Annotated in this window: 33 protein-coding genes and 1 tRNA gene; 19 read left to right on the top strand and 15 right to left on the bottom strand. The window is 64.7% G+C overall.

Annotation, left to right across the window (positions count from 1 at the left end):
• Positions 1-61: 61 nt before the first annotated feature.
• The 3 genes from ACFRAQ_RS27630 to ACFRAQ_RS27620 all read right to left on the bottom strand — a co-directional run bounded on the left by ACFRAQ_RS27630 (position 62) and on the right by ACFRAQ_RS27620 (position 3480).
• A complete protein-coding gene (locus ACFRAQ_RS27630; protein ID WP_379104677.1) occupies positions 62-1522 on the bottom strand; it encodes a hypothetical protein in 1461 nt (486 codons plus the stop codon).
• On the bottom strand, positions 1515-2528 hold the full coding sequence (locus ACFRAQ_RS27625) for a hypothetical protein (protein ID WP_379104675.1): 1014 nt from the start codon (positions 2526-2528) through the stop codon (positions 1515-1517). Before ACFRAQ_RS27625 ends, ACFRAQ_RS27630 begins: the two co-directional genes overlap by 8 nt.
• A gap of 385 nt (positions 2529-2913) precedes the next feature.
• Positions 2914-3480 (bottom strand): hypothetical protein, encoded by a 567-nt coding sequence (locus tag ACFRAQ_RS27620; protein ID WP_379104673.1) that lies wholly within the window; start codon positions 3478-3480, stop codon positions 2914-2916.
• Between the two features lie 404 nt (positions 3481-3884).
• On the opposite strand from ACFRAQ_RS27620, the gene ACFRAQ_RS27615 reads away from it, so the two are divergent.
• Together ACFRAQ_RS27615 and ACFRAQ_RS27610 are read left to right on the top strand one after the other, a co-directional pair.
• Positions 3885-4886 carry a pentapeptide repeat-containing protein gene (locus ACFRAQ_RS27615; protein WP_379104671.1) on the top strand — a complete coding sequence of 334 codons (1002 nt, stop codon included), beginning with the start codon at positions 3885-3887 and terminating at the stop codon, positions 4884-4886.
• A gap of 507 nt (positions 4887-5393) precedes the next feature.
• Positions 5394-5696, top strand: coding sequence for a hypothetical protein (locus ACFRAQ_RS27610; protein WP_379104974.1), 303 nt, complete (start codon positions 5394-5396; stop codon positions 5694-5696).
• A 5-nt stretch (positions 5697-5701) separates the two neighbouring features.
• Here ACFRAQ_RS27610 and ACFRAQ_RS27605 read toward each other — a convergent pair whose 3' ends face one another.
• The gene (locus tag ACFRAQ_RS27605) at positions 5702-5878 is read right to left on the bottom strand and encodes a hypothetical protein (RefSeq protein ID WP_379104669.1); all 177 of its coding nucleotides are present in this window, start codon (positions 5876-5878) and stop codon (positions 5702-5704) included.
• Positions 5879-6079: 201 nt separating this feature from the next.
• The gene (locus ACFRAQ_RS27600; RefSeq protein ID WP_379104667.1) at positions 6080-7237 is read right to left on the bottom strand and encodes a serine hydrolase domain-containing protein; all 1158 of its coding nucleotides are present in this window, start codon (positions 7235-7237) and stop codon (positions 6080-6082) included.
• A 202-nt stretch (positions 7238-7439) separates the two neighbouring features.
• Here ACFRAQ_RS27600 and ACFRAQ_RS27595 point away from each other — a divergent pair, with 202 nt between their 5' ends.
• Complete coding sequence (locus ACFRAQ_RS27595; RefSeq protein ID WP_379104665.1) at positions 7440-8294, top strand: hypothetical protein; 855 nt, start codon at positions 7440-7442, stop codon at positions 8292-8294.
• A 101-nt stretch (positions 8295-8395) separates the two neighbouring features.
• On the opposite strand, the gene ACFRAQ_RS27590 is transcribed toward ACFRAQ_RS27595, so the two are convergent.
• The gene (locus ACFRAQ_RS27590) at positions 8396-8566 is read right to left on the bottom strand and encodes a hypothetical protein (protein ID WP_379104663.1); all 171 of its coding nucleotides are present in this window, start codon (positions 8564-8566) and stop codon (positions 8396-8398) included.
• Positions 8567-9463: 897 nt separating this feature from the next.
• On the opposite strand from ACFRAQ_RS27590, the gene ACFRAQ_RS27585 reads away from it, so the two are divergent.
• On the top strand, positions 9464-10108 hold the full coding sequence (locus ACFRAQ_RS27585) for an MspA family porin (RefSeq protein WP_379104661.1): 645 nt from the start codon (positions 9464-9466) through the stop codon (positions 10106-10108).
• 426 nt (positions 10109-10534) lie between these two features.
• On the opposite strand, the gene ACFRAQ_RS27580 is transcribed toward ACFRAQ_RS27585, so the two are convergent.
• Positions 10535-10843, bottom strand: a complete 309-nt coding sequence (locus ACFRAQ_RS27580; protein ID WP_379104659.1) for a hypothetical protein — start codon at positions 10841-10843, stop codon at positions 10535-10537.
• A gap of 93 nt (positions 10844-10936) precedes the next feature.
• Between ACFRAQ_RS27580 and ACFRAQ_RS27575 the strand changes: the two genes are divergently transcribed.
• Complete coding sequence (locus ACFRAQ_RS27575; RefSeq protein WP_379104657.1) at positions 10937-11440, top strand: hypothetical protein; 504 nt, start codon at positions 10937-10939, stop codon at positions 11438-11440.
• Between the two features lie 210 nt (positions 11441-11650).
• Here the strand turns inward: ACFRAQ_RS27575 and ACFRAQ_RS27570 are convergent, their stop codons facing one another.
• From ACFRAQ_RS27570 to ACFRAQ_RS27560, 3 genes are all read right to left on the bottom strand, one after another.
• Positions 11651-12082, bottom strand: coding sequence for an STAS domain-containing protein (locus ACFRAQ_RS27570; protein WP_379104655.1), 432 nt, complete (start codon positions 12080-12082; stop codon positions 11651-11653).
• A 208-nt stretch (positions 12083-12290) separates the two neighbouring features.
• Entirely contained in the window at positions 12291-12467 is a 177-nt protein-coding gene (locus ACFRAQ_RS27565) for a hypothetical protein (protein WP_379104653.1), read from the bottom strand.
• A gap of 280 nt (positions 12468-12747) precedes the next feature.
• Positions 12748-13422 (bottom strand): SMI1/KNR4 family protein, encoded by a 675-nt coding sequence (locus ACFRAQ_RS27560; RefSeq protein WP_379104651.1) that lies wholly within the window; start codon positions 13420-13422, stop codon positions 12748-12750.
• A gap of 700 nt (positions 13423-14122) precedes the next feature.
• Between ACFRAQ_RS27560 and ACFRAQ_RS27555 the strand changes: the two genes are divergently transcribed.
• Both ACFRAQ_RS27555 and ACFRAQ_RS27550 read left to right on the top strand, forming a co-directional pair.
• Positions 14123-14329 (top strand): hypothetical protein, encoded by a 207-nt coding sequence (locus ACFRAQ_RS27555; protein ID WP_379104649.1) that lies wholly within the window; start codon positions 14123-14125, stop codon positions 14327-14329.
• 340 nt (positions 14330-14669) lie between these two features.
• Positions 14670-15053, top strand: a complete 384-nt coding sequence (locus ACFRAQ_RS27550; protein WP_379104647.1) for a hypothetical protein — start codon at positions 14670-14672, stop codon at positions 15051-15053.
• Between the two features lie 156 nt (positions 15054-15209).
• Here the strand turns inward: ACFRAQ_RS27550 and ACFRAQ_RS27545 are convergent, their stop codons facing one another.
• On the bottom strand, positions 15210-15941 hold the full coding sequence (locus ACFRAQ_RS27545; protein ID WP_379104645.1) for a DUF1206 domain-containing protein: 732 nt from the start codon (positions 15939-15941) through the stop codon (positions 15210-15212).
• Here ACFRAQ_RS27545 and ACFRAQ_RS27540 point away from each other — a divergent pair.
• A complete protein-coding gene (locus tag ACFRAQ_RS27540; RefSeq protein WP_379104642.1) occupies positions 15940-16083 on the top strand; it encodes a hypothetical protein in 144 nt (47 codons plus the stop codon). The genes ACFRAQ_RS27545 and ACFRAQ_RS27540 overlap by 2 nt on opposite strands.
• A 94-nt stretch (positions 16084-16177) precedes the next feature.
• Here the strand turns inward: ACFRAQ_RS27540 and ACFRAQ_RS27535 are convergent, their stop codons facing one another.
• Entirely contained in the window at positions 16178-16333 is a 156-nt protein-coding gene (locus tag ACFRAQ_RS27535; RefSeq protein WP_379104640.1) for a DUF6131 family protein, read from the bottom strand.
• A 593-nt stretch (positions 16334-16926) separates the two neighbouring features.
• Here ACFRAQ_RS27535 and ACFRAQ_RS27530 point away from each other — a divergent pair.
• From ACFRAQ_RS27530 to ACFRAQ_RS27485, 10 genes are read left to right on the top strand one after another with little or no spacing between them, the layout of a single operon-like run.
• Positions 16927-17562, top strand: a complete 636-nt coding sequence (locus tag ACFRAQ_RS27530; RefSeq protein ID WP_379104638.1) for a hypothetical protein — start codon at positions 16927-16929, stop codon at positions 17560-17562.
• A 5-nt stretch (positions 17563-17567) separates the two neighbouring features.
• Positions 17568-18698: an SRPBCC family protein gene (locus tag ACFRAQ_RS27525; protein ID WP_379104636.1), complete on the top strand. Its 1131-nt coding sequence runs from the start codon at positions 17568-17570 to the stop codon at positions 18696-18698.
• Positions 18695-19099: a gas vesicle protein GvpJ gene (gene gvpJ, locus ACFRAQ_RS27520; protein ID WP_379104634.1), complete on the top strand. Its 405-nt coding sequence runs from the start codon at positions 18695-18697 to the stop codon at positions 19097-19099. The genes ACFRAQ_RS27525 and gvpJ overlap by 4 nt, the downstream gene beginning before the upstream one ends.
• Positions 19099-19860, top strand: coding sequence for a GvpL/GvpF family gas vesicle protein (locus ACFRAQ_RS27515; protein WP_379104632.1), 762 nt, complete (start codon positions 19099-19101; stop codon positions 19858-19860). The genes gvpJ and ACFRAQ_RS27515 overlap by 1 nt, the downstream gene beginning before the upstream one ends.
• Positions 19861-19863: 3 nt before the next feature.
• Complete coding sequence (locus tag ACFRAQ_RS27510) at positions 19864-20115, top strand: gas vesicle protein GvpG (RefSeq protein WP_379104630.1); 252 nt, start codon at positions 19864-19866, stop codon at positions 20113-20115.
• A gap of 5 nt (positions 20116-20120) precedes the next feature.
• Positions 20121-20456, top strand: a complete 336-nt coding sequence (gvpO, locus tag ACFRAQ_RS27505) for a gas vesicle protein GvpO (protein ID WP_379104628.1) — start codon at positions 20121-20123, stop codon at positions 20454-20456.
• Positions 20453-20845: a gas vesicle protein gene (locus ACFRAQ_RS27500; protein ID WP_379104626.1), complete on the top strand. Its 393-nt coding sequence runs from the start codon at positions 20453-20455 to the stop codon at positions 20843-20845. Before gvpO ends, ACFRAQ_RS27500 begins: the two co-directional genes overlap by 4 nt.
• On the top strand, positions 20835-21629 hold the full coding sequence (locus ACFRAQ_RS27495) for a GvpL/GvpF family gas vesicle protein (protein WP_379104965.1): 795 nt from the start codon (positions 20835-20837) through the stop codon (positions 21627-21629). The genes ACFRAQ_RS27500 and ACFRAQ_RS27495 overlap by 11 nt, the downstream gene beginning before the upstream one ends.
• The gene (locus ACFRAQ_RS27490; RefSeq protein WP_379104624.1) at positions 21626-21859 is read left to right on the top strand and encodes a gas vesicle protein; all 234 of its coding nucleotides are present in this window, start codon (positions 21626-21628) and stop codon (positions 21857-21859) included. Before ACFRAQ_RS27495 ends, ACFRAQ_RS27490 begins: the two co-directional genes overlap by 4 nt.
• Positions 21852-22163, top strand: a complete 312-nt coding sequence (locus ACFRAQ_RS27485) for a gas vesicle protein K (RefSeq protein WP_379104622.1) — start codon at positions 21852-21854, stop codon at positions 22161-22163. The genes ACFRAQ_RS27490 and ACFRAQ_RS27485 overlap by 8 nt, the downstream gene beginning before the upstream one ends.
• A gap of 312 nt (positions 22164-22475) precedes the next feature.
• On the opposite strand, the gene ACFRAQ_RS27480 is transcribed toward ACFRAQ_RS27485, so the two are convergent.
• Positions 22476-22649 (bottom strand): CsbD family protein, encoded by a 174-nt coding sequence (locus ACFRAQ_RS27480; protein WP_357278060.1) that lies wholly within the window; start codon positions 22647-22649, stop codon positions 22476-22478.
• Between the two features lie 1157 nt (positions 22650-23806).
• Between ACFRAQ_RS27480 and ACFRAQ_RS27475 the strand changes: the two genes are divergently transcribed.
• Entirely contained in the window at positions 23807-24355 is a 549-nt protein-coding gene (locus ACFRAQ_RS27475) for a tyrosine-type recombinase/integrase (protein WP_379104619.1), read from the top strand.
• Here the strand turns inward: ACFRAQ_RS27475 and ACFRAQ_RS27470 are convergent.
• Positions 24318-24394: transfer RNA gene (locus tag ACFRAQ_RS27470), tRNA-Pro, on the bottom strand. The genes ACFRAQ_RS27475 and ACFRAQ_RS27470 overlap by 38 nt on opposite strands.
• Positions 24395-24517: 123 nt before the next feature.
• On the bottom strand, positions 24518-25195 hold the full coding sequence (locus tag ACFRAQ_RS27465; protein ID WP_379104617.1) for a TetR family transcriptional regulator: 678 nt from the start codon (positions 25193-25195) through the stop codon (positions 24518-24520).
• Positions 25196-25231: the final 36 nt, after the last annotated feature.

Below are 25231 nucleotides of genomic sequence, written 5' to 3'. Positions count from 1 at the left end.
TCGGACGGGGTGGTGTGGAGAGTCCAGGTTTCCCGGGCCGGGTCGGCGATCAGATTTCTCGCTAGTCGAGGAAGTAGGCGTCGACCTTCTCCTCGGTATCCAGAACCTCATCCGAAGCCACGCCGAGTGCCGCTGCTAGCTCAACCGATCCGACGAGCGCGACCTGCACGTCAGGCGAGAATGCTCGTTCGAGCAGTCCGAGATAGTCCGACATGCTCTGGTCCAACTTTTCCAGAATCTCCTGGTACTCGGTGGCGAGTTGCTCGTCGAGCGCGCGCTGTTCGTCGAGGTAACGCTCGATCAGCGCCGCCTCCCACTTCGTCAACGACGATGCGACGGCCTTGTACATCACAATGCCGACTGTGTTGCCGATGACGGCACCGAGGATTGGAATGGGGATAGTCGCCTGGCCGACAGAAGCGGACAGCGCCCGGACGGCGGCCTCCAAGGCGACGAGCTCGGAGGTTTCGATGAACTCCAGTTCGTCGATCTCGTTGCGGCGGAGCTTGTTCGCTTGCTCGGCGATGCTGAAGGACGCGGTGACGATCGAGCTGGCGACGGCTGCGGAGGTAGCGGTGAAGTTCGTGAGCGCGTAGATGCTCAGTCCTCGGACGCCGCCCTCGCCGAAACCCAGCCCGGTCTCGCCTGCGATGTCGAGCCAGTCCTGTCCGGTGAACTCATTGAGCCTCTTACCTTTCCGACGCTTGGTGAACACGGCCAGTACGAAAGCTGTCCCGCCGGCTGTCACGGCAGCTGTGAGTGCGACCGTGCCCCCTTCTCGCAGCGTCGGCCGGCTCTGCTGGTGGGCAGCGTCGCGCAGAGACCGGTCCGTGACGCGGAGCGAGTCCTTTTCCGCCGCCATGGTCGAGGCGTAGACATCGCGTTGAACTTCGTCGTACCTGAGCGTCGAGGGTTCGAGCGATTCGATGCCGACTGATCCGGCTTGGAAGAACGCCTGGACTCGCTGCCAGTCCCTGAGGGAAGGTCCGTCGCCGCTGCGTGACAGCAGCTTGCTCGCATCCTCGGGCGACAAGGCGTGCAGCCGCTGGATCACCTCGAAGTGATCACTGGGGATCTGGTACTTCCCACCGTTGTTCACGTATTCGGGATACTTCTGGAGGTGCTCGGCGATCGCCCCCAGTGAGAAGCGCCCGCCCGCCGCGACGAACTTCTGCTGGATCTCGATACTTCCGCGCATCAGGTCGACCGGTCCGTTGTCGTTCACCCACTGGTAGTCGGCCTCCTGGCCGATGATCAGCTGTCGGGCGTTGCCGATTCCGACCTCGGCGATCTCGGCGATGAAGCCGTGCATGCCATGCTGTCCGCCGCGGTTGGCGGCGACCACCTCGAGGTCGATCTTCCTGATGGCTTCATCGACGCTGGTGAGCGCGTCCCGAAGGTGCTCGTCCTGTTGGCTGAGCGCGCCTAGAAGGTTGTCGATGCGGAGCTGGTTGAGATAGCTCACCCAGGACGCGACTGCCTGCTCCTGTGTGTTCGTGGCGAACTCGGCAGGATCACTCACTGTTGGCGCCCTGTTCGATGCGCAGGCTCAGCATTGTCGCGCACGATTTCGTGTTGTTCACCAACGCGGCGAGAGTCGACCGTTCGGCAGGGGCGAGCGTGTGGAAATCGGCGCGGTAGTGCATCAATGCTTCGCCGTAACTCTTTACCAGCCCTTCGCGGAGCGAGGTCGTCCGCTGGAGGAGGTCGTCGATCTGAGCATCCATGCCTTTGACGAGGGTGGTGTTGCGCTTTATCGCAGTCAGCGCTTCGTGCTTCGCCTCTCGATTCTCGAACTTCTTCTTCGCGAACAGGGCGATCGACGCGAGTAGGGTTGCGCCCGCGATGGTCCAGCCGATCGGGCCGGCCAGCGCGAGCAATGTGGTGCCTGCCGCAGTGCCGCCGCCGCCTGCGGCCAGCGCGCCTCCACCTAGCCACGCCAGTGCTGCCTGGCTGGCTGCAGCCCCGGAAAGGGTCGAGATCGCGGTCCCGGTCGACGCCGTCCCGAAGGTGGTGGCGACCCACATCGCCGCCGACGGTGCCAGGCCCGCTACCGCGGTGCCCGCCGCGAACCCGGCGCCCGCGCCGGCAACCGACACCCGCGCCGCTTCCAGCTCTTTCTGTGCGAATTCCTCCGCGTGCACGAAACGCTTTCTGTGCACCTCGATCTCGTGGAAGTCGGTATCGAATGACTTCGGGGTGTTGGCGATGCTGTTCACCAACTGCTCGACCAGCTCGATCAGGTCCGTCGAACGTTCGCGCTGACGCAACAGCGACAGGCCCCGGTCAGCCATCGCGGTGAAGACGCCGTTGTATTCCGCTACGGCCACTTCGTAGGGGTCCGGCTTCTTCACAGTCAGCTTCTCGACCCTGCCTTTGGCAGCGTCCTTGACGTTGCCGACCTGCCCGACGAACTGCGTTGAAGCGGTTCGCGCGGCCTTGCCGATACCGTCGACGGTCCTCCCGATGCCCTCCTTGGCGTTCCCTACGCTGAGCTTGGCGTTGCCTACGTCGACCTGTTCTTCCATCGCACCCTCCAAGACCATTGCGCTCAACTACGCAACGGAGAATATCGACCACACGTGACCAGGCGTTGTTCGCGACCGCGAGCGCCGTGTGGCCACCACATGTCCTTTGCTCTGCCCCGTTGACGCCCCGTGAGTTGTACGAGAAGGGCCGACAAGACTTGCTGGACACCAATACTCTTCGACACGTTTTCTCGACACATGGTCGGTTCGGGTGACCTGGGTGTTACTCGCGCCGATAAGTGGCGGTGTTCTCGCGTCTTCAGGTGGCGCCGATAACCAGTGTGCTGCGGGCGGTTTCGATGACGTCGGCGGTAGTGCCGAATAGCATGTGGCAGAAACTCCCCGATCAGATCTCAGTTCCTGACCGGCAGGCTGATCGTCGAGTTCACCGGGCTCGCTCGTACTTCGGGCCGTCGCAACGTTCGAGCCACCACCATCCGCCCGCCAACTCCATGGTGGGGCACAAGGGAATTCCGAATCCGTTGTACGGCCCCGGCTCCGGTGTGCCGACGAAGTGCCCGTAACCGTAGGTGTACTCGAAGACGTCGACGTAGTCGGCGGCGTACCGGACCGGTGCTCCATTGCTGTAACCGAGGTTCGCGATCCGGCAGTTCGGCGCCACGACGCACAAATGACTCGGTAGCTCGACACCGTAGAGAGCACCTTCGCCGTGCTCGGGTACCTCCACCGTGGCCGCCGCGGCGAACGCGGGATACTCGAGCCAGAACCGCGCCCACCCGCTGGCCTTGGTATCGACGAACAGGAACAGCGACCCGCTGACACCCACAACCGCCAGTGCCGCGGTGGCCACCGCCAGCCCCCTGGAACCACTGCGGGTAATACGCCGCAGCAACACCACGAACACGATGGCCAGGATCAGATAACCGAAGGCGAACAGCGGCAGGTACAGCACCCAGATCCAGTGCAAGAAGAACTCGGCGTGCAGTGTCACGTAAATCGAAACCATGACCAACGTGGCGGTTACTCCCAGCCCCAGAACCGAACTGCGCTTTTCAGACGGCATCCTGGAAACCTATCCGGACGGTGTGCAGAATCCGCGGGAGAAATGTGCGGATTCCGTGTGCCTCCCGGCGCGACCCGCCACCCATACCGTCACCCTCCCCGCATCGGTAAACATCCGGGTTCGGCCGTCCCGCGTCTGCGCATCGGGCACGCGCGTAGCCCAGAAATCGTTCCAATAGCGTCGTCGAATCCGCCCGCAGCACCCTCGTCATCGGCCCCGCCTGACAACCCAAAAGACCGCCATCTATCGGCGCGAGTCACAAGAAGTCGACAAATCCCCGGAGTCCGCGCGTAGCACGGGTGCCTGATGGCGGCAGGCTGGATGATTCCCGTATGAACGCCACGCCGTCCGCTCGACGTCGTCTTACCAGGGTGGTTGCCGGGTCCCGCGGGCGGGCGCCAGCGGGTCAGTCGGGTGTCCGGCTGCGGCGACCGGCGCCGCCGGCGGGTGGTTGGCGGCGCTGGCGGCAGCTGGCGCGTCAGTCCCTGCTCGGCTTCATCGGTTGGAGCGGCTGGTCCAAGGTTGCTGCGTTGGCCACGGCGGCGACAGCCATTGCGGCGCTGTGGTTTTCCGGACAGTCCCTGCGATCCACCGAGCAGCAATACAGCCTGTCCGAACAAGGCCAGGTCACCGACAGGTTCACCAAGGCTGTCGAGCAACTCGGCTCAGAGAAGCCTGATGTCAGGCTCGGAAGTATCTACTCGCTGGAACGTCTCGCCCAAGACTCCCCGGCAGATCATCCGGTCATTCTCGAGCTTCTGACTGCCTTCGTGCGAAGTCACGCTGGATCGACCTGCGGTCAGTCGACTCCTACGGTGTCCTTCCCCGCGGACGTGCAGGCTGCTCTGACCGTGGTCGGCCGTCGAAACGTCAAGAACGACGGCCCTCGCTCAGTAAACCTCTCCGACACCTGCCTCAAGCACGCGAACTTGTACCGTGCGAACTTCGCTGGCCTGTCGTTGTTCAAAACCGATCTGACTGACGCGAACTTGAACAGCATCAATCTTGCCGCTGCGTTCCTGGACGAGGCGCACCTCAGCGGTGCGACGCTGGGCACCGTCGACACCGACCTCAGCGGCGCATCCCTGAGGTTCACAGACCTCACCCGGGCGAACTTCACCTCCTCGAAGCTCACCGGCGCGCGCCTCAATATGGCGAATCTCGCGGGCGCGAGCCTGGACGAAACGGACCTCACCGGTGCGGTTCTCGCCGGGGCGAACCTCACGGGAGCAACCCTCATAGGCGCAAACCTAACCCGGGTCTGCTACGACGGCACAACCATTTGGCCGCAAGGCTTTATCCCACCACATCCGCCGATCTGCCCGAGCTCCTAAAGTAACCGCACCCAGCTGTTCCGGGAGACGGACCCGACTGTCACCGAGACCGACGACTGGCTCTGACCTCTCGATCCGCGGTTGGCCCCGACACCAACCGGAGCCAACCGTGCTCTGGTGGCGGATCGTTTTCCTAACCGTGAGGGTGCCCATCGCCACCTCTTCAGCGGCGACCGGTCGCTGGTGTCATGCGCGCCGGCGAATCCGGCCCCGATTCCTGGAAGTTGTACATGCGCCGCGCCACCAACACCGTCAACTACTCAACCGAACTGTGCCCTGGCGCAGGGCATTCGGTTCGAGTCGCCCACAGTCGTTCGGGGACAGTGCAAACCCACGCAAGCACCTGCTGGCAGGCCCAGATTGAGGGATGGGCACACGTGTCAGCACTTGGACCAAGGGCTGGATCGCGGTGGTGCTGCTCGGACTGGCCCTGTTCGGATACGGAGCGGCGATTTCGTTCAATTGCGTAGCGTTCTTGTCTTGTCTTGGCATGGCACGGTGCGGACCGTGCACGTCGAAACCGTCCACCCGGTGACCATCAGTGAGAATGGCATCGAGAGCATCCAAGGCGACGGGTACTACCTCGATGCCGATGGGCAACGCCATGCGTGCAGCGTGGTGCTGGACGGCCTCGAACCGGGTGCGCAGGTGCAGGTCCGTTCCCCTGTGATCCCGGTTAGCCCACCCACCCTGTTCTACAAACGCAGTGAAGCAGTTTCGATTTTCGTTATCGCGGTCATCCTCGGGATCCTGTTCGGTGGCATGTTGGTGTGGGCCGGATTGATCGCTCTCCTCATTGAAGCCCCTTAGGGCCATTACAGATTGGTGGCGATGGAGCGAATCTGCTCGTACTTGGCGCGAACGGTTTCGTCGGTGGGGCGCAGGGCGCGGTTGCCACTGAACAGGCCGCGCGAACGGACGTAGACGGCCGACCCGAGGCGGTCGGGCAGGCGGCCGGATGCCCGTACCCTTGCCGCGGAACTCGGTGCCATCTGACGGTGCCAGAACACCGCCACACATCGCTGCGAGTCACACACCGCGCCGAGGTGTCGCGGGTGTTGAAAATCGACCGTTTTCCGTACAGGCCCGTGAGGTCCAGATCCGCGAACTGCATCGCGCGTAATCCGGCTGCCCGGCTTGTCCGGGGTCGCGCGGCTTTTCACGGTAATGGTCGAATCCCCAGGCCGGCCCGATCAGGCGATCGCACAGCCGACGGCGGCGGCCGCTGCGGAGAACTGATCGGTGGTCTGCGAGGTGTTGACGCTCAGCGTCGCGGCGGTCCCGTGCGGTGTGGCGACAGCCAGGGTGCTGAATCCGGGGATACCGCCGGCATGCCCCCAGACGTCCTTCATGTCCTTGCCATCCTGACCACAGGGCAGGCGCAGCCGGATCAGGCCGAGCCCGTAGTTCATCTCTCCGGACTGCTCCATCGCGACGGTCTGCTCCATCTGCGTGAGTTGTGCTGCGGGAAGCAGCTTTCCGGCGACCAGGGCGAGGAAGAACCGGTTCAGATCGGCGCCGGTGGAGATGAGGGCGCCGGCGGCGCCCGCCCACGCCGCCTCGGTGTCGGTGGCATCGACCCAGTTGACGTCGACCTTGCGATAGCCCAGCGGGTGCGGATCCCGGATGGTGGTGTCGCCGGCCGCGGGGAAGTAGGTGTCGTGCAGCGCGAGGGGCTCGAGGATGCGACTGCCGATCTCGACGGCGAGGGTTCGCCCGGTGAGCTTTTCGATCATCATGCCCAGCAGCACGTAATTGGTGTTCGTGTACTCGAACCGCGCCCCCGGCTCGAACTGTGGTGGCATGCTCATCGCGATCGCCACCAGATCCGCCGGTGCCAGATCCCGATACGCCTTGCCGTCACTGGTCTGATCGAGCTGCTGCGGCAACTTGCTCGAGGGATCCTCGGGTGCGAAGTCCGCCAGTCCGCTCCTGTGCTGCAGCAGCTGCCGCACGCTGACGCGGTCGCCGTCATTGCCGTTGCCCTGCACCACGCTCGGTAGATAGCGTGAGATCGGCGCGTCGAGGTCGACCTTGTTCTCGGCGGCGAGCTGCAACACCACCGTGGCCACGAAAGTCTTTGTGACACTGCCGATCCGGAAATGCGCGCCCTCCGCGTAGGGCGCTCCGGTGGCCATGTCTCCCGCCCCCGCGGTCACGACCTGCCGCCCGCCGGGACCTTCGAGAACCACCTGTGCCCCGGGCATCCCGGAACGCACCGCCGCTGTCACCGCATCGGACACCCGCTCGGCCGCCGGCGACCGACCCACGGTTTCACCCGCCCCACTCCCGCACCCGGCCACCACCACCGCCGCGACCACCAAGCCACACCGGAACCCATTCGCACCCATGCGTCCACTCTAAGGACGACCCTCTTCCCGTCCATCCGGCAAAACCCGGAATCCTGTACTCGGGGTGCGAGGTCCAGATCCGCGAAAGGTCACGCGAAGCCCCCGTGGCCGTTTTGCGGCTGGTGACTAGTTCCTGAAGGGCCGGTCACGCCTGTCCGATTCTTCAAAGACGCCACGCTCACCGCCGCCTAGCCTCCGGTTCATGAGTATCGACCTGGAAGCTGCTCGACAGTTCATCGAATCCGGCGCCCGTGTCCTGGAACGCCACCAGCTCGCCGTCCTTCTCGACAACAGGCCCGTCGAGCCCGTGCTGACCGCGCTCGCGGCGTATCAGAACGATGACGGTGGGTTCGGCCATGCCCTGGAGCCCGACGTGCGTTGCCCCGGCAGCCAACCGGCCGCGGCAGTGGTGGCCCTCGACGTCCTCGCCGACGTCAACGCCACCCGCGCCCCCATGGTTACCGAGATCGCCGACTGGATCGCCACCATCGCCCACCCCGACGGCGGTATCCCCACCGTGCTGCCCTCGGCAGACGGCCACCCCCGCACACCCTGGATGACACCGAGCCCGGAAGCGGGCTTCCTCACCTACGCCCTCGCGGCCGGACTGTGGCGACTCGGCGCACAGCATTCGTGGCTCGACACCGCGACGACCTGGTGCTGGAACCAGATCGAGGCGATCGACGAACCGGTCGGCTACACCGTCAAATTCGCCTTGCAGTTTCTCGACGCAGTCCCCGACCCCGCCCGCGCCGCCGCGGCCATCGAGCTGCTGCGTCCGGCGATCCGCGAGGACGGCACGGTGCCCGTCGAGGGTGGAATCGAGAACGAGCACATCAAACCTCTCGACCTTTCACCCCGACCCAACGCACCGAGCCGGGCCCTGTTCGACGACTCCACGATTACCGCCGAACTGCAGCGACTCGAACAGGAACAACTCGACGACGGCGGCTGGGACTTCGACTTCCTGCACTACTTCGCCGGCCAGACCGTGGAGTGGCGCGGCCTGACCACCCTGGCCGCCATCCGAACCCTGCGCGAGCACCGACGGATCTGACCCGCACCACAACAGCTGCTTCGACATCTGCATCATCGAGGACGACGACGCCCGAGGATGTCGTCAGCGATCGTTTACCGGGCACGCCCGTTCGGTCCCGGCTATCGAAGCCGGTGCCGCCCGGCCGTCGAGATCGGTAGGGCGGGAAGAACATCGGTGGGTGCATCCAGCGCGAGGTGCAGGTGGGTGCAGAAGGCGTCGATGCTGTCGTAGCGAGTGAGAACCTCTTCGAGTAGCCGGTGACCGGCTGTCTCTTCGATCGTGTCGCTCACTTCTGTCCCCTCTCGGAAGTGCTGCCGCTGGTCTGGACTGGCGTTGTCCGGCATTCTGCACGCTGTCCTCGCCCACGGGGCAGCTTCTACACAGCTATCTATGACTTTCTGTGCCGATAGCACTCTCGATTTGTGTCAGCAGGCGAGGAATCGACCTGCTCGGACTTCGGCGGCCAGTACCGTCCGACGAAGGGCGGGATGATCGGGGACACGCGGCGGCGCTCGGGTTCGGTTACTCCGCCGCGACCGTTTCGCCTCGTCCGCCGGGTGGATCGCTCAGACTCCCGATCCACCCGGCCCCGCCCCGCCATTACCGGTGAAAGACCGGCACGAGAATTCACCCGCCTGGGCTTGTTCGCCGACCGGCATCCGGCGCGAGCAGCCCAGGCAGAGATTCGCTAAGAGGTTGCCTAGCCCGGGCTTCTGGCACGAAAGGTCATACCTCTCAGCACTGTTGCGCCGTCTTTCCCGTCTACAGTGGTCGTCGTCTCCGAGTGCTGGGGGTTCGCCCGGAGATGATGGGGGTAGGTGTCTCGACTCTGCCGGTCCCAAACGCACATCCCAGCGTTCGGCAATCGAGACCCCTACTCCACCCCAGATTCCTCGCGTGCAGGCGACACCACTCGGCGCGCTCCCCCTTTTTTGCTGCGAATCGGGACCTGTCCGCCGATCGGATTCCTGCACCGCCACCGGGCGGTTCTCCGTATCGGTGAATCAACAAGGGAGGTGGCTTCGGTGTCGATGCCCGTCGGTGTCGACGCGGTGTGGTGGACACGCCTTGCTGTGACACCGCCTGGACGGTGGCGCCGTTTAGGCTTGCCAAGCGGTAACCCTCCGTGTGGGCATGCCCAATGCGTTGTCGAGTTGCCCATCGTCGCGAACCGGAAGGCTGCAGGCATGCGACGTTCGTTCACCGGCGCCGTGGTCGCTACGGTCGCGGCGAATCTGGCCGGAGTGGGCTTGTGGGCTGGCGCCGGACTCGGTCGCGCTCAGCCGCCCGGCACGGATGCCTCCGGTGGGGGAGTCCATGTGACGGCGTCGGTCGACAGCATCGAGGCGAGCCCGCCTGGTGACCGGACACCGAACATCCTCATGACGTTCTCGCATGCGGCGCAGATATCCGGTGATTACTCGGTCACCGTGGACGGCGGCCCGATCACCTCGGGTGAGGCGGTCGCAGGATTCATCCTCGGCTGCGGGATCAGTGTGGACGGCGGCTTCGACGCCGATATCGGCGCCTATCAACAGCTGGGCGCGAGTACTCCCGTGGGGGTCATCGCGCCCGGTGTCATCGGGAATCTGGGTGTGGCCGAAGGCGTATTCGCGAACTTGGGACCCGGCCAGGTCACTATCGCGAGAACCGAGACGGTCCGCCTGGGTGCCACCACGACGTTCCCGCTTCGCATCGCGTTCAACAATGCCGCGCTCAATATCGCCCAATGCGCCTCGCCGGTGTCGGCCGTCCCGTTCGTCACCACCACGGTGAGCACCGCCGTGGGACTCGCGCAGACCACCGCCTACGGCGACCAGTTCACCTTCTGAAGCGGTGGCCCGGTTGGAGATGTAATCCTGCGCGTGGCCAGTGTCGGCCGGTCATGTGCGATTCGGGCCGCCCGCGGTGTGTTAGGTGGCACAGCTAGATCCGGTTGAGCGTCTGCGCAGCCGACTGCGTCCTCCCATATACCCAGCGCTCGAGATATATACATCTCTGCACTCGAGCCGGAGTCGGACCGATCAATCTGGCTTGATCAGCTAGTGCTATCTGCGCGTCCATGCGGTCACGTGGACGCCAGGATCGCACGTCTGGACGGTCTGTGGCGTGCTGCGGCTAGTTGGATCCGTCCAGCGGCTGCCGGCTGCCGGAACCTACTGCGCTGCAGAACATCCGGAAATGCCGAGTGGAACTCGTCCTGGTGCCCATTCGGCGGCGTTCGGGAGGCGATGGCCAGCGGCGTGTGGATGGGTGGATCAGTTGGTCTCGGGGATGGTGATGTCCTCGGGTACGCGGTCGAATCGCAGTCCGCGCCAGGACGAATGGCGCAGCCCGGTGGCGGTGCGTTCGCGGTAGGCGATATCGCCGACCAGCCGCGGCGTGACCCAGTGCGCGGTGACCGCGATCGACGACGGCACCGTGCCGGTGACCGGCGGTGTGGCGGTGGACAGTGCCAGCAGCTCGACATGCAGGGAGTGGCGTGCGGCGTCGGTGAACCCGGTCCCGACCGCGCCGAGGAGCACCAGCTGCCCGTCCTGGTCGTGGGCTTCTTCTGGATCGGACACGTCATCAGGACGGATTGACTGCGGTTGGCTGGGGTATCACGCAATTGAAATTGCAGAGTAGATTGTCCAGCGCTCTAGAGGAGACGATGGAGCATGTCCAGCGAACATCAATCTGAGGAGCCGCAATCGGCGCGAGGAGCCAAAGGCTCACGAGATACCGGTGCGGATACACCAGGCGGCGGACCGGCGGATCGACCGGCCGGCACATTCGACGAAGAAGAAGTCACCTCTACACACGACCATAACCCGAAGGAAGAGAACGTCGGCACGACCGGGACCCTACCCCCGAAAGACACGGAACCGGCCGTACCACCCTATGAAGGCAGACAAACAAGCGCCGAAGGAAGAATTACGAGCACAAGTGCAGGTGAAGGGACCGGCGCCAACACCGGAGGCGCCGCACACCCTGTGATCGACCCGAAGCTCAAAGCCCCTGAGCCTGACGACACTCCGGGGGGCGCCACCACCACGCCAGCCGACGAGCAACCCGCGTCACAGGCCGCAGAAAGCGAAGCCTCCGACGAGGGCGTAGAAGGTGACCACTACAACGGCGTGCGCAGAGCCGAGGATCACCCCGGCGAATCCCGTCCGAAATAACCGTGTCGGACCGGACGACTGCGAGAACCCGAGCTCAGCTCGTCGACGGCCACAACGACGAGGAGCGGTCACGACTCCCCGGAGGACGCGACGTCCGCTACGCACTCGATGGTCTGTCCTTGCCCGCTAAGCGTGTTACTGCTCCACCTCAGCGATCAGACGAACGCCCGAACCCGAACCAGCAAGGGGAGGGCGTTCGGAAAACGATGGTCAGCGGTCCGCGTCAGGATGCCGTGTGTGGAGGTGCGGGTCGAGGGCCGAGACCCACGGGTTGGGGCCGCGGGCGTCGTCGATGGTGTCGACGGTGATCAGGTGGTTGGGGCCGCAGACTTCGAGCATGCGGTTCACGCAGCGTGGTCCGACGACCACGCAGAGGGCGCGGTAGTGCGCGCGGGCGTGGTCGTCGGCGTCGATGAGGGCTTCGATTCCGGAGACGCTGAGGAAGGTGACCCCCGACAGGTCCACAACGACCAGCCGGCCGGTGGCGGCGACCGCGTCGGAGAGGTGTTCGCGCAGCTCGTCGATGGTGGTGGCGTCGACCTCGCCGGTGACGCTCAGGATTACGATCGACGGCGAGGGCCTGCTGCGGGTGATGTGCAGCAGCGCTCCCCTGTGGTTCGACTCTCCAGCCGAATCACGCATGCCGATGAATGAATCCGACATCAACATAAGACCCGCTATCCGACGGCGGGGATACGCGGTCAGCGCCACGCAAGGCACCGCTTTCGCCTCGAAAGACACAGGCAGAGCTGCTTTTCAACCGTGATAATTGTATTCCTGCGGTACCCGGTGACACATCCGCAGACAGCCGACCCCGCAGCGGTGAAGGGGCACCACGCCCACGCGATGCCTACAGCCACAGCTCGGTGTCCGGGGAATCGCGATCGGCGCGATGCGACAACTGCTGCGCGAAGGACTCCGTCCACGCCGCCGATTCCGATTCCTCGCCGATCCGACCCGCGCGCCGACCCGGCCGTCCGGATGCGGCTCCACGCTGTTTGTCGGTCTCCGAGCGGGCCTTGTGCATGAAACAGCCAGCACCCCAACACCATTGCCGAGCCACCCGGCATCGGATGACCAGAGCTTATGGATCGCCGGAGACCATCTGGTCACAGATCGGCTCGCCACACGCTGTGCCTGGTTGCCTTCGCGGTCCCTCTCGGCAGTCCAGGCCGTCCTTCAGAGATCACCGCCCGAAGGTGTAGGGGTGGCTGTGCGTCAGCTACGAGCAGTACTACAGCCGCTGGACGCCTATCCCGCCGCGCCGGTCGGTGTGGTCGTGGTCGTTGCCAGCGCAAGGTGACATCTCAAGCACGGCTCGCGCCGTGGTCGGTGAACTTGGCGAAGCTCCCTATCTGGTCATGGTCCGGGTCGAGGGCGCGGGAGAGCCAGAGCTCATACCAATCAAGGAACGTCAGCGGCTTGTGGGTGTCCGGATGAAGCACAGGCAACGCGGCGGCGTGCTCGTAGCTGTGCCACCACACCTGCCCTGCGGCGGGGCCGCGCAGGATCAGGAGGTTGTACATGCCGCATCCTTCGTTCGCGAGGAAGGTTGCACCGCGGTGGATTCGGCCGATGTTCTCCGACCACTGGATCTCGGAGTCCTCAGCGGCGGGTGCGCAGGGCCGATCTGCGGTGAAGGGGAAGTCCGCGGCGTAGTCGATCGCGGCGTCCTCGGCCTCCTGCGCCAGTGGGAGCAGTCCGAGCATCGGTCCGGCCCCACCGTCGCCCACCCTGGTGATCCACTGGAAGTAGTCGGCCGGAAGTCCGACGCCGAGTCTGCTCTCGAATGCCGCGAGCATTTCCGAGTCCGCGGGAGACGCGTGCTCGTAGCGGTGCACGGCTGCCCCGTGGATATTGCATTGGTAGCCGATGACCTCCCGGTCACCGAGCGACACGACCGTGGTCCTCAGATCAGCTGCTCGGAGTCGGTCGAGTCCGAGCAGGATCCCAGCGATCCGGTCCTCGTATGCGTGCTTCATGCCCACATCCTGATGAAGGTCGGAGGGAGGCTCGCGAGGTGGGCAGGCGCACGAAGCGTTCGGGAAACGATCGACCGCCCGGTGGCGGTGCAGGAATCCGATCGGCGGCTAGGTCCAGATTCGCACCAAGAAAGGGGAGTGCGCTGGCAAGACGCCCACTGCCTGCGTAAAAACCGGTGGATCCGTGGTCTTTTCAGGTCAGCTTCCGCTGTTCGGCGACGAGCATGAAGACTTTTGCCGGCCGTAGTGAGCTGTGAGGAGATCCTGCGTGGTGTCGGCGGGTTGGCTGGTTCGGCGGGTGATCTTGAGATCTGCTGGGGTAGAGAGGGTTTGGGTCAAGTAAGGCATGCCTTGCCTTGATGGAATAGGTCCGCAGACGTGGCCAGGGCGCGGTCCGCGAACTCTCTGCGCGCGGTCGGACTGCCGGGATCCCAGCGCGCGGCCTTCCAGGCCCGGGCCACCGCGGCACCGTCCATGACTGCCCGCTCGCTTCGCTCCTGATTCATAGCGAACGACTCAAATAAGCTCCCGAGTGTTTGCCGCGGTACGACATCGCATGTGGTTCCTCATTCCCCAGCGCGGTCATGGCCTGCGGGAGAGCCTGGACAGCATTGTTTTCCGAATACGCCAGCGACCGGTGGAGGGAAGGGAGGGGCGGAGTGCGTGGAAAAGGAGCAGACTGGACAGCAGGAAGGTCATCATGGGAGCGATACAGGGCCTGCTCAATGTGGTGTTGGGGATCCTGACGGCCGTGCTCGGCACGGTAGTCGGGTTGCTCGCGACCGTGGTGTGGATTCTTGGTGCGGTGTTGTGCGCGACGATCCTCCTGATCCCGCTGGGACTTCCTGTCATCAGGCTCGCCAACCGTCTGTTCGGTGCTGCTCGGCAGCTGATGCATATCCCCTGACGCATCTCCCCAGAGCAGCTTGAACGCCTGTTCGTCACTGACGCGGTACATGCGCATCAGCACACCCTCGGCCTGATCGGCTTCCGAAGATCTGTCCTTCGACCTTCCGGTTTACCAGTCCCCCGAAGCGAGCTGTCGGTCGAGTGCCGGTCTGTTCCTCGCCTTGCCCTTACGCGACGACACGCACTCCTTCCCTGGCAGACACGCCGTCTGACACAGCGATCAGGTGGGACGAGTTCGCCAGCCACTCGGGCCCTGATCTTTTGCCGGGCGTGGCGAATTCGGGGGTGCGCGAGGACACTGAAAACGTAGCGCCGAATTCGTCTCCAGGAGCAATGTGATGGCAACCGACAGGCCTTTCGGGATCGATCCGGAAGAATTCGAGCGCGCGTTACGAGCGATGGGGATCGAATTCCGAGACCTCCTCGGAAAGGCCGGCGAGTACATCGATCGCGCAAGTGTGAGTACGTTGGCGTCGCTACTCGGTCAGTTCGGTCAGCCGGAGGGTCCGCGGCCGGCGAAGCCCGAAGGCGAGACCACCGGCGAGACCGGCAGTGGGGTGTGGGTCATCTACAGCATCGACGACGCCGGCGAGGCCAGGGTGGAGCAGGTTTTTCCGAGTGAGCTCGAGGCCTTGCGTGCGCATCGCGACAATACCGATGAACGCCGCCGCGTGCGGTTCCTGCCCTACGGCGTCCCCGCAACTGCGTTGGACACACCCTGACGCTCGTTGGGCGCGACCCTCGTATCGGCTCAGCCGTCGAGGGTGTGCTGCGGTGTACGCACTACCAGTAGTGCCGGTGGCCGAAGACCTCGTAACCGAGAGATCCGACGAGGAACAAGATGGCCGTCGGAGTCAGATCCGGCGGTTGATATCGGACTACATCTTGGTGTAGCGGGCCATAGCGAAGCTGTAGAGGCCATAGGTGATGATGCCCAGGCCCGATACGATCAGGAGAGCCGCTCCGAAGGGTTGAGCTCCCACGGTTTTGAAGGCGCCGTCGAGTCCGGCGGCTTTGTCCGGCTCGGATCGGCTCACGGCGAGGATCACCAGCAACCCGACCGCGGCGATGGCCAGCCCTTTGGCGATGTATCCCACCGTGCCCAATCTTCGTACGAGGTCGCTGGTGGCGCCCTCGAGATCCTCGAGGAAGTTCTGGCTCACTCCTTTGTAGACGTGGTAGCCGCCGATCGCGATGATGATCAGCCCGCCCGCGATGAGGGCGACCGTGCCGGCAGTGGTTTGCATCATGCGGGCGGTGATCCCCCTGCTCTGTCCGCTGCTCGACTTGCCACTCCTGCGGGCGAATTCGAACGCGGTGAGAGCGAACGCGAAATAGACCACCGCTAGCCCAGCCGCCTTGACGCGATCGATCGCCTCGGATTTCTTACTGTCGGTGGCGGATTCGGACGAGCTGCCGAGTGCCGCTTCGGCGAGCCGCCACAGCGCCATCAGCCCGAATGCGACGACGCACACCCACAGGGCGATGACGCCGCCCGGCTTGGCCGCCAGTTCCGCCATGGCTCCGGATTGGTCGGCGGTGCCCGCTGGGCCGCCGAAGGCGATCCGGATGGCGATGTAGCCGATGATCAGGTGAACGATGCCGCTCATGACGAATCCCGCGCGGGCGAATCGTTCGAAGACACCGTTCTGGGCCACCCGGCCCGCGACCGAGGACGAGTTGTCGGACGACGATCCGCCGGTCGACGTCGAGGACTGTTTGTTGTCGGGCATGGCGCTCGCCTCGTACTAGGTGGTCGTGAAACCTCCGCCGACGGCGGTGACGGCCACCGGATCAGAGTGCAAAACGCGATCCAGAGGTCGGTAATCGCAAACCCATCCAGGGGTCAGTAATAGTGGCTTCGGCCGCCGACGGCGTGGCCGGCCATCCCCAACAGCATTAGTGCGACCCCGATGACGAGGACGACGATTCCGATGGTCCAGATGATCGGGATGCTGAAGATGAACCCGACGAGAAGAAGGATGATTCCGAGAACGATCATGGTCAGCTACCTGGTTTCGCTGCTGTCGTGGAGGGGCCTGTGAAGCCCTCTGGTGCTGGTGCTGATATCGATCGAGTGCGCAATGCCAGCACGGGTCACTACGCCCACCTGATTCCGCTGTTCCGGTAGACGTCTCGGGTTCAGAAGCGGCCATGACCACGGCCCGCTTTTCGAAGTTTCCCGGTCTACCGGTTCAGCGGTCGCCTGGCGGATAACCCGGATTCGGACAGTTAAACAACGCAGCCAGTAGGGCGTGTCGGCCCGGATCGACCTTGTCCGCGAACTCCCAGTCCTTGTCGGTTCGTGAATCCGTCGCGCGGGATGGACCCGCCAGCTGGGGCAAGTTGCTCGGGCTGCGGCCGTCCCGACCCGTTTCCCTTCTGCCCGGCTCCTGACGGCCGCCGGCCCCCGCACGTCACGCTGGCCGAACTCGATTGAAGCCATCGAGATCTCGGCCGATAAGGACGAGATTGCTGGGTATACGCCAGGTAAGGCTGTGCGCAACATGGCCTACCCACTCATCGGGTCTCGACCGACCCAGGGCCGCGTCGGTGCAGCGGGAGTCGAGCAAGCAAGCAAGCAAGGAGTAAGCCATGAAAGGTGGCACAAGAATTGCGATAGGCGTGGGAATCGGCTACATCCTCGGCCGCACACGCAAGATGCGTTTCGCGTTGTCGCTGGCGGGTGCGGCAATGGCGAAGCGGTCTTCGGGACTGCCCGGGGAGCTGCTTGGGCGAGGAACTGAACTGCTCAAATCGACACCTGAGGTGGCGGAGCTCACCAACACGGTTCGCGGCGAGTTGGTGGGTGCGGTCCGGTCGGCCGCGGTGACCGCCGCAAGCAACCGTATCGACGCGCTCAACACACGGCTACAGCAGGGCTCAGCCATCGTCTCGGATACAGACCGAGACCGTTCGCACGAAACGAATTCAGACGAAGACCAGGACGGCGACGATACCTCCCGAGACACCGGGGAATCGTCCGCCGGCGAGGACGAAGATCTCGAGGACCGAACCGAGTCCGGAACAGACCACGACGACGAGGAGCACAGGGAGCAGCCCGCGGCACGGGCGCGATCCAGCAGCCCGAGAACCACCCGCGCGCGTAAGTCCGGCTCCCGGACCCCGGTTCGTAGGTCCGGATCTTCGGATCGTCAGCCTGCCTCGTCCACGCGACGCCGTAGTCGCGCCGATGCCGACGAAGCGCCCGTGCGCCGCACGAGGAGATGAGATCGATGCCGAAGACGTTGCACGACAAGACCAACGGAGTCGGCAAGCTCGCTGCCGACGCCGTCGGCAAGATTGCGGACACCGCAACCCATGCGGGGGACAAGGCCGGGAAATCCGTTCGATCGTCCACCCCGACGGGGTTGCTGCAACAGTCCGTGCAGAACCTTGCTGGAACCCTGACGGAACGCGCCGTATCCGGGTTGTCGGACCGGGCATCGCGAACCGCGGACCGGCTCACCGACTACGCGGAAGGCAATGGAGGCAATCTCCTGGCGGCGGTGACCGGCGTGGAGAAACTGGCCGGAGGCGCATCGCCATTGCAAGCGACGCTGAGCGGAGGCGTGAGCAAGCTCGGGCACACGGCCCGGGAGGCGTTCGAGTCTGTCAAGGAGTCGCTGACCGGCGGCAAGGGCAAGGGCGGCACAACGAAGTTGAAGCTGACCAATATCGTCGAGCACATCGACGTCGGCGTGCCGATCGATTTGGCCTACGACCAATGGACCCAGTTCGCGGACTTCCCCAAATTCACGAAGAAGCTCGAACAGGTCGAACAGGTCTCCGATGAGAAGCTCAGCTGGACCGGCAAAGTGTTCTGGTCCAGACGAACCTGGGAGTCCACGATCCTCGAGCAGGTGCCGTTCGAGCGGATCGTGTGGCGCTCCAAAGGTGCCAAGGGCTATATCGACGGTGCCGTCACCTTCCACGAGATCACCCCGGACCTCACCCGCATCCTCGTGGTGCTCGCCTACCACCCGGGGGGAGTCTTCGAGAAGACCGCCAATCTGTGGCGCGCGGCAGGCCGCCGGTGCCGGCTGGAACTCAAGCACTTCCAGCGGCATGTCATGACCGAGGCGGTGCTGCACAGTGACGACATCGTGGGCTGGCACGGCGAGATCCACGACAGCGAGGTCGTCGAAGACGATGAAACCGCACGGCGCAAGGAATCCGAAGAAGATCGCGCCGATGAAGAGGATGAAGAAACGGAAGAGGCCGAGGAAGACGAGGCCGACGAGCAGGACGAGGATCAGCGCGCCACGGACGAAGAAGAACCAGAGCCGCCTCCCAATCGTTCGGCCGCCCGCCGCAGCAGTCCAGCGGCCCGCCGGTCGCATAAGAATGAAGGAGCAAACCGATGACCATCGAACCCGCAGGCGGCGGCGCAACCAGCACGTTGGCTCGACCGAACTCTTCCAGCCTGGCTGATGTCGTCGACACCATCCTCGACAAAGGCCTGGTCATCGATGCCTTCGCCCGTGTATCGCTGGTGGGCATCGAACTGGTGACCATCGACGCACGCGTCGTGGTGGCAAGCGTCGACACGTATCTGCGTTTCGCCGAAGCGGTCAACCGGCTCGAGATCTCGAGCAGCGAACCCAAGGGCCTGACCGACATCGTCGGCGACGTCACCGAAGGCGCCGCCAAACACAAAACCCAAGGCGCACTCGATGCGGCCGGACAGAAGGTCGCCGACTTCCTCGGCGATGTGCAACAGAAGCGTCAGACCGCGCGCAGGCCATCCGAACGTGAGGAGGAGTGATGGCTCCCGGATCAACAGCCGTATACGTCTACGGCATCGTGCCCGCCGACGTCGAGACCGAGCCACACGCCACCGGTGTCGGCGATCCGCCGAGCGAAGTCACGGTGGTGCGGCACGGCGAGATCGCGGCGCTGGTCAGCACGCTCGAGTCCGACCGGCCACTGGGTACACCCCAGGACCTCACCGCCCACGAGAAACTGCTGGACGGATCGGCCGCAGTCAGTCCGGTGTTGCCGTTGCGGTTCGGTGCGGTCATGACCGACACAGAGGCAGTGGAAAACGAACTGCTCGAGGCGAACGAGGACGAATTCCGCGCCGCCTTGGAGGAACTCGAGGGCAAGGTCCAGTTCGTGATCAGAGGGCGCTACATCGAAGACGTGATCTTGCGGGAACTCCTCGACGAGAGCGCCGACGCGGCTCAACTGAAAGACGAGATCCGTGACAAACCCGAAGACGCCACCCGCGATGCGCGAATCGCGCTGGGCGAGCTGATCAATCATGCCATCGAGGCCAAGCGAGCCGAGGACACCGGAAAGGTCGTTTCCGAACTCGAGACACTCGAAGCGCTGGTCAACCAGCGCGAACCCAGCCACGAAGAGGACGCCGTCCACCTAGCGGTACTGGTCGAATCGACGCGGCGAAAAGAGCTGGAGGACATAGTGCGCCGACTCATCGAGGACTGGGACGGCCGGGTGGAGCTGAACTTGCTCGGACCGATGGCGGCCTACGACTTCGTCACGAAACGAGCCCCCGAGGGCTGAGACATGGGTCTGTTCTCATCGATATTCTCGCTGCCCCTCGCGCCGGTTCGCGGTGTGATCTGGGTGGGCGAACTGATCCAGGACCAGGTCGAACGGCAGCTACACGATCCCGTGGCACTGCGGAGCGAACTCGAGGAGATCGACAGTGCCGCAGCGAGCGGTGAGTTGTCCGCAGAACAGGCCGAGCAAGCGCAGCGAGCGGCCCTGGATCGCATGACCGGCTCCGGGGTCGACCCCATCGACCGGAAGGAGTGACTGACGTGGCCCGCGACACCACCTCCAACGACTCCGACAATGCTCACCCGGCATCGAATGAACAATCGGCCCTCAGCGCGGTGCAAGCCGCCGCGGTGGCCATCGACCGCCTCGCAGAACTGACTTCCAACGACCTCCAGGGCGTCACGCGCGTGGAACCGACGGAGGATGGCTGGCTCGTGGAGATCGAGGCACTGGAGGATCGCCGCATCCCGCGCTCGGCGGACATCATCGCACTCTACGAAGTGGAGATCGATTTCGACGAGAATCTGCTGGCCAGCCGCAGAATCAAACGCTACACCCGCGGCAGCACCGACATCGCACCCAGGAATCAGCAATGACGGTCGTCGGAGGCGGCTCCTACGCACCCCAGCCCTACGGGGGCGGGCACCAGTCCACCAACCTTGCCGACATCCTGGAACGGGTCCTCGACAAGGGGCTGGTGATCGCAGGCGATATCCAGGTCAATCTCCTCGATATCGAACTGCTCACCATCAAACTGCGGTTGGTGATCGCATCCCTGGAGACGGCCAGGTCAGTGGGCATCGACTGGTGGGAGACCGACCCCTGGCTCAACAGCAAGGCTCACGCGCTGGAACGGAAGGAACCCGACCTCGAACTCGAGAACCGGGAACTCCGAGACCGGATCGCCGAACTGGAGGCGGCAAATGGACGCCGTCAACCCATCGAACGCGGTCGCGAGCGGAAAAAGAACGATCGTGACCGGTGATTTCGCAGTCTGGCTGTACGCGGTGGCATCCCGCCGCGGCGGCGCGGCGGAACTGAGCACACTGACCGGAGTCGCCGGCGAACCGGTGCGGACGGTCGTCGCGCGGGACCTGACAGCGGTCGTCGGCTCGGTGCCGCTGGACGTTTTCGGGGAGCAACCACTACGCCGCAACTTCGAGGATCTCGACTGGCTGGAGACGACAGCACGAGCACACGACGCGGTCGTATCCGCCATGGTGCGCCGAGGTCCGGCCGTCCCGCTCCGGCTGGCCACTGTCTTCCGCGACGACAACCGCGTGCGTGAGCTGCTCGATGAGCGGCAAGCGGACTTCGACGCCGCCCTGCAGCTGGTGAGCGACCGTACCGAGTGGGGTGTCAGGGCCTATGGCGATCGTGCTGCCCTCACCGCTGCCGTTGCCGAGGCCAGGTCTGCGAAGGAGGTCGGCACAATGACGCCCGGGGCTGCGTATCTGGCCCGGCGCCGCGCGCAATTGTCCGCACAGGAGAGCGTGGAACGCGATGCGGCAGAGCGCGCCGAAGAGATTCACGCGCGTTTGGTTCACCACGCTGCGGCGGGAAGACGTCAGCCGCTGACCGACCCAGCAGTAAGCGGCCGACGGGACTGGATGGTCCTCAACGGAACATACCTGGTAGACGACGACCGGACCGACGACTTCACCACAACCGTCACGACACTCGGCGCCGAATTCCCAGGTATCCGACTGGAACTCACCGGTCCCTGGCCGCCGTATTCGTTCGCCGGCCTGACACGAGAGCCGACATGACCAGGACCGAGCCCACTGTCGACGCCGAGCGTCGCGTCGCACTGGTCGACCTCCTGGACCGAGTGCTGGCTGGTGGCGTGGTCATTTCCGGCGACATCAAACTCGCTATCGCCGACGTCGATCTGGTTCAGATCTCGCTACGAGCCCTCATCTCCTCCATCAGCACCCTGTACCCGCCAGTCGGATCCGTGACGCGCGATGGACTGGAAGGACCGGCCGGCGATGACTGAATTCGGCGGCATCCCACCGCGAATCGACACCGATCCGGAATCGGTCGAGCGCGGGCTGGTCACCCTGGTCCTCACCTTGGTGGAGCTCCTGCGGCAACTGATGGAGCGGCAAGCGCTACGCCGAGTCGACGCGGGCGACCTCACCGACGCCCAGATCGAACGTATTGGCCGCACCCTGATGCTGCTCGAAGAACGCATGGAAGAACTGCGCGATCACTTCGGACTCACTCCGCAAGATCTCAATATCGACCTCGGCCCCCTCGGCCCGCTTCTGCCGGACCCACTCGATCGCTCCCTCGAGTGACCTCGACGGGCGACCAAGCGCGCTGCGCAACATCCACGGCCGCTGAACATAACCAATGCAGAACCGGCTGCCGCGCCTCGAGCCGGTCGGTTGCCCGGTGCCGGTATGACTTTGTCGGGTTCCCTGAACTTCCCTGGGGAGATCCCGCGGCTGAAATCGGCGGCGTTGGGCACCATCGTTATTCGGGCAGCGAGAACCGAAACCGGTGCGATGCGCTGCCATCGCTGTGAACTGCCATGGGCAAGTCGAGGCGTCGGCTGGGATGGCCGTCTTCGGCCGACACCGACACCTCGATCGCCGATGTCACTCCGGTCACCGCTTGAAGGCGTCCTTGACCTTCTCTCCGGCAGACTTCAGGTCGGACTTCACCTGCTTGGTCTTGCCTTGTTGCTCGCGCTTGGGATTATTTGTCGCTTGGCCGGCCTTCTCCTTGGCCTTGCCGCTGAGTTGCTGGGCCTTGTTCTTGGCCTTGTCCGTAACACTCATGGTGTAGTCCTTCCGACTGCGGCCGTGCCCGGCCGCGGTTTACATCACATGCGACACTTCGGCCGCCCGCATATGACCGGACTACCCGAGACGACATTGATCACTCGCTACCCGCTACATGTTCTTGGCGGAAGTCACGCCGACGGCCATTGGGCCGATTTACTCCCGACCGAAGTCCACGAGGGGGAGAGAGATCGCGGCGTGCGGGGTCAACAAGAACCGTGTCGGTCCGGAGCGGCCGGGGGGTCTATCGAAGCACCTCGGGCCAGGCTTGCAGCGGGTCGCGGGAGTACCAGTGCCCATCGCATTTGCGTCCCTCGTCGCAGGCCGCGTGGAAGTCCTCGTCGTCGGGCAGTTCGGGAAATACACGCTCCCCACGGGTCTGCGGTGGGTGTCCGGCCGGGGCAGGTCGCGCCCACGGAGCCCGACCTTGTCGAGGACGTCCTTGTCGTCGCAGTGGGCGAAGCAGCGGACGATAGTTTTGGACCGCTCCGCCGCGATCGGGTTCGGATGGGATCGGCAGCCGCGCGTAGTCGATGGCCTTGTCCACCAACGACACTCGCTGCTGCTGTGCCTGCTGGGCTGGGATTGCGGGCGGCGTTGCCCGCGCTGGTTGGGGTTGCGTTCGGATAGTCGGCGGGCCGACGCAGAACGTGCCGCGTTCGTGCGGGCCGGTTGCTGGTCGTGCGACGGTCGGATCGTCAGATTCGCGTGCGCCGTGGGGCGCAACGGCATTGGTGCCCCCATGATCGAACCGGCGTCGCCGCCGGTCACCTGCCACCGCCGTTCGTCCCCGCGGGGGTGTACATGGCGTATAGAGGCGGGCCTTCTCGTTCTCAGGGTCGGGCCCGGTGTAGGTGACCGACAGCGTCGCGCCGACGTCGAAACTGGTTGCGCCGGTAGTGTTCATCGCCGGTCCGATGGCCTGCTCCCTGCGGCTGGTCGGGTACAGGTTGGGGCGATGCCGTGATGTTCGAGGCGTGCACTGCGACCCGCATCGGCGAGGTTTCTGGTTGCCGGATCCGCGACATCGACACCGCCGAGTGGATGTGGACCTTGCGCCGCCAGACGACACCGGAGCCGGGCGGTCTCAAAGACAAAGGCACGAAAGGGAAGAGGCCCGACGCATCCCGATCATCGGCCACATTCGGCCACTGGTGCTGACCCACATCAACGACGCCCGTGGCCGAGCCGGTCGAACCCATCCGGAGGCGAGCGAACGTGAGTTGCGTGTGGCGCTCATGGACGCGCGGTTGTTCGTCGGTCCACGCGGTGGCCGGATCGCTACCGGCGTTCTGCGGGATGCGACGCACCGGGATGATGTGGTGGCGCGGTTGGGATTCGAGCATCTGCACCGGCACGACCTGCGGCACACCGGGCTCACCTGGTTCGCCGACGCGGGCGTGCCCTTGCATCGGCTGCAGCAGATCGCCGGCCACACCGACCCGCGGATCACCCAGCGCTACCTGCACCCGGACGTCAAAGCCCTGCAGGACGACGGAGAGTTGCCGGCCCGCTTCCTCGCGCTGCCGAATGGTGGCCTCCAGATACCCGACCTACTGGCCCGGAGGGGATCCGATTATCCGCGAGCCAGCCCGAGTGGCCCCAAATCTGTGGGTCGTCGAATAACAGAAAATCCCTTCCGACCGAGGTCGGAAGGGATTTTCTTGGTCGGGCTGACAGGATTTGAACCTGCGACCACCTGACCCCCAGTCAGGTGCGCTACCAAGCTGCGCCACAGCCCGTTGCATTTGCTCTCGCTCGTGCTCGACGAGATTACCTCACTACCCCCCTGAACATCCAAATCGGCTGGTTATCGGCGTGTGGGTGGGGTTGCTGGGGGTTGCGGGGGGAGGGGTGGGGTGGGCTCAGGGTTGTTCTGGCGCAGGGGAATCCGTGGGGGTGCGGACGAAGGGGGCGGCTACGTCGGGGGAGAGGGGGTAGGGGGTGGTGGCTTCGCGGCGGGTGAGGGCTTCGGCGGCTTCGGGTTCGTTGTTGGTGGTGAGGCGGTGGATGGCTCGTTCGAGGATGGGGAGGACTTCGGGGACCTGGAGGGTGCCGTCGGCGCATTGGGCGAGGAGGGACGAGGTGAGGTTGGCGAGGATGACGGCGATGTCTTCGAGGTAGCGGGGGGTGGCGCCGGCGAGGACGGCGGCGGCGATGGGGAAGACGGCGTCGAGGCCGTGATTGTCGAGGCGGTGGCGGGCGGGGCCGGTGCGGGCGCGGTGGTAGGCGGTGAGCATGGTGGGGTGGCGTTCCCACGGGTCGAAGACGTGGCGCATCACCCGGAGCAGGCCGTCGCGGAGGGGTTCGCCGGGGGGTGGGGGTTCCATCGGGAGGTAGGTGTTGTCTTCCATCCAGGCTTCGATGGCGGAAACCAGCAGGTCATCGCGGGTGGGGAAGAACTTGTAGATGGTGGTGAGGGAGACGCGGGCGCGACGGGCGACCTCGCGGAGCTGGACGGCGTCGTGGCCTTCGGACTCCAGGAGGGTGCGTACCTCGAGGAGGATTCGTGCCCGTATTACCTCTTCCGTCTCCTTGGCCATGCCGCTACAGTAACGCCGTTACTCGAGTAACCCGGT

The sequence above is a fragment of the Nocardia sp. NPDC056611 genome (genome assembly GCF_042792755.1).
In the GTDB taxonomy this organism is placed as follows: domain Bacteria; phylum Actinomycetota; class Actinomycetes; order Mycobacteriales; family Mycobacteriaceae; genus Nocardia.
This window is presented reverse-complemented; position numbering and strand designations above follow the sequence as displayed.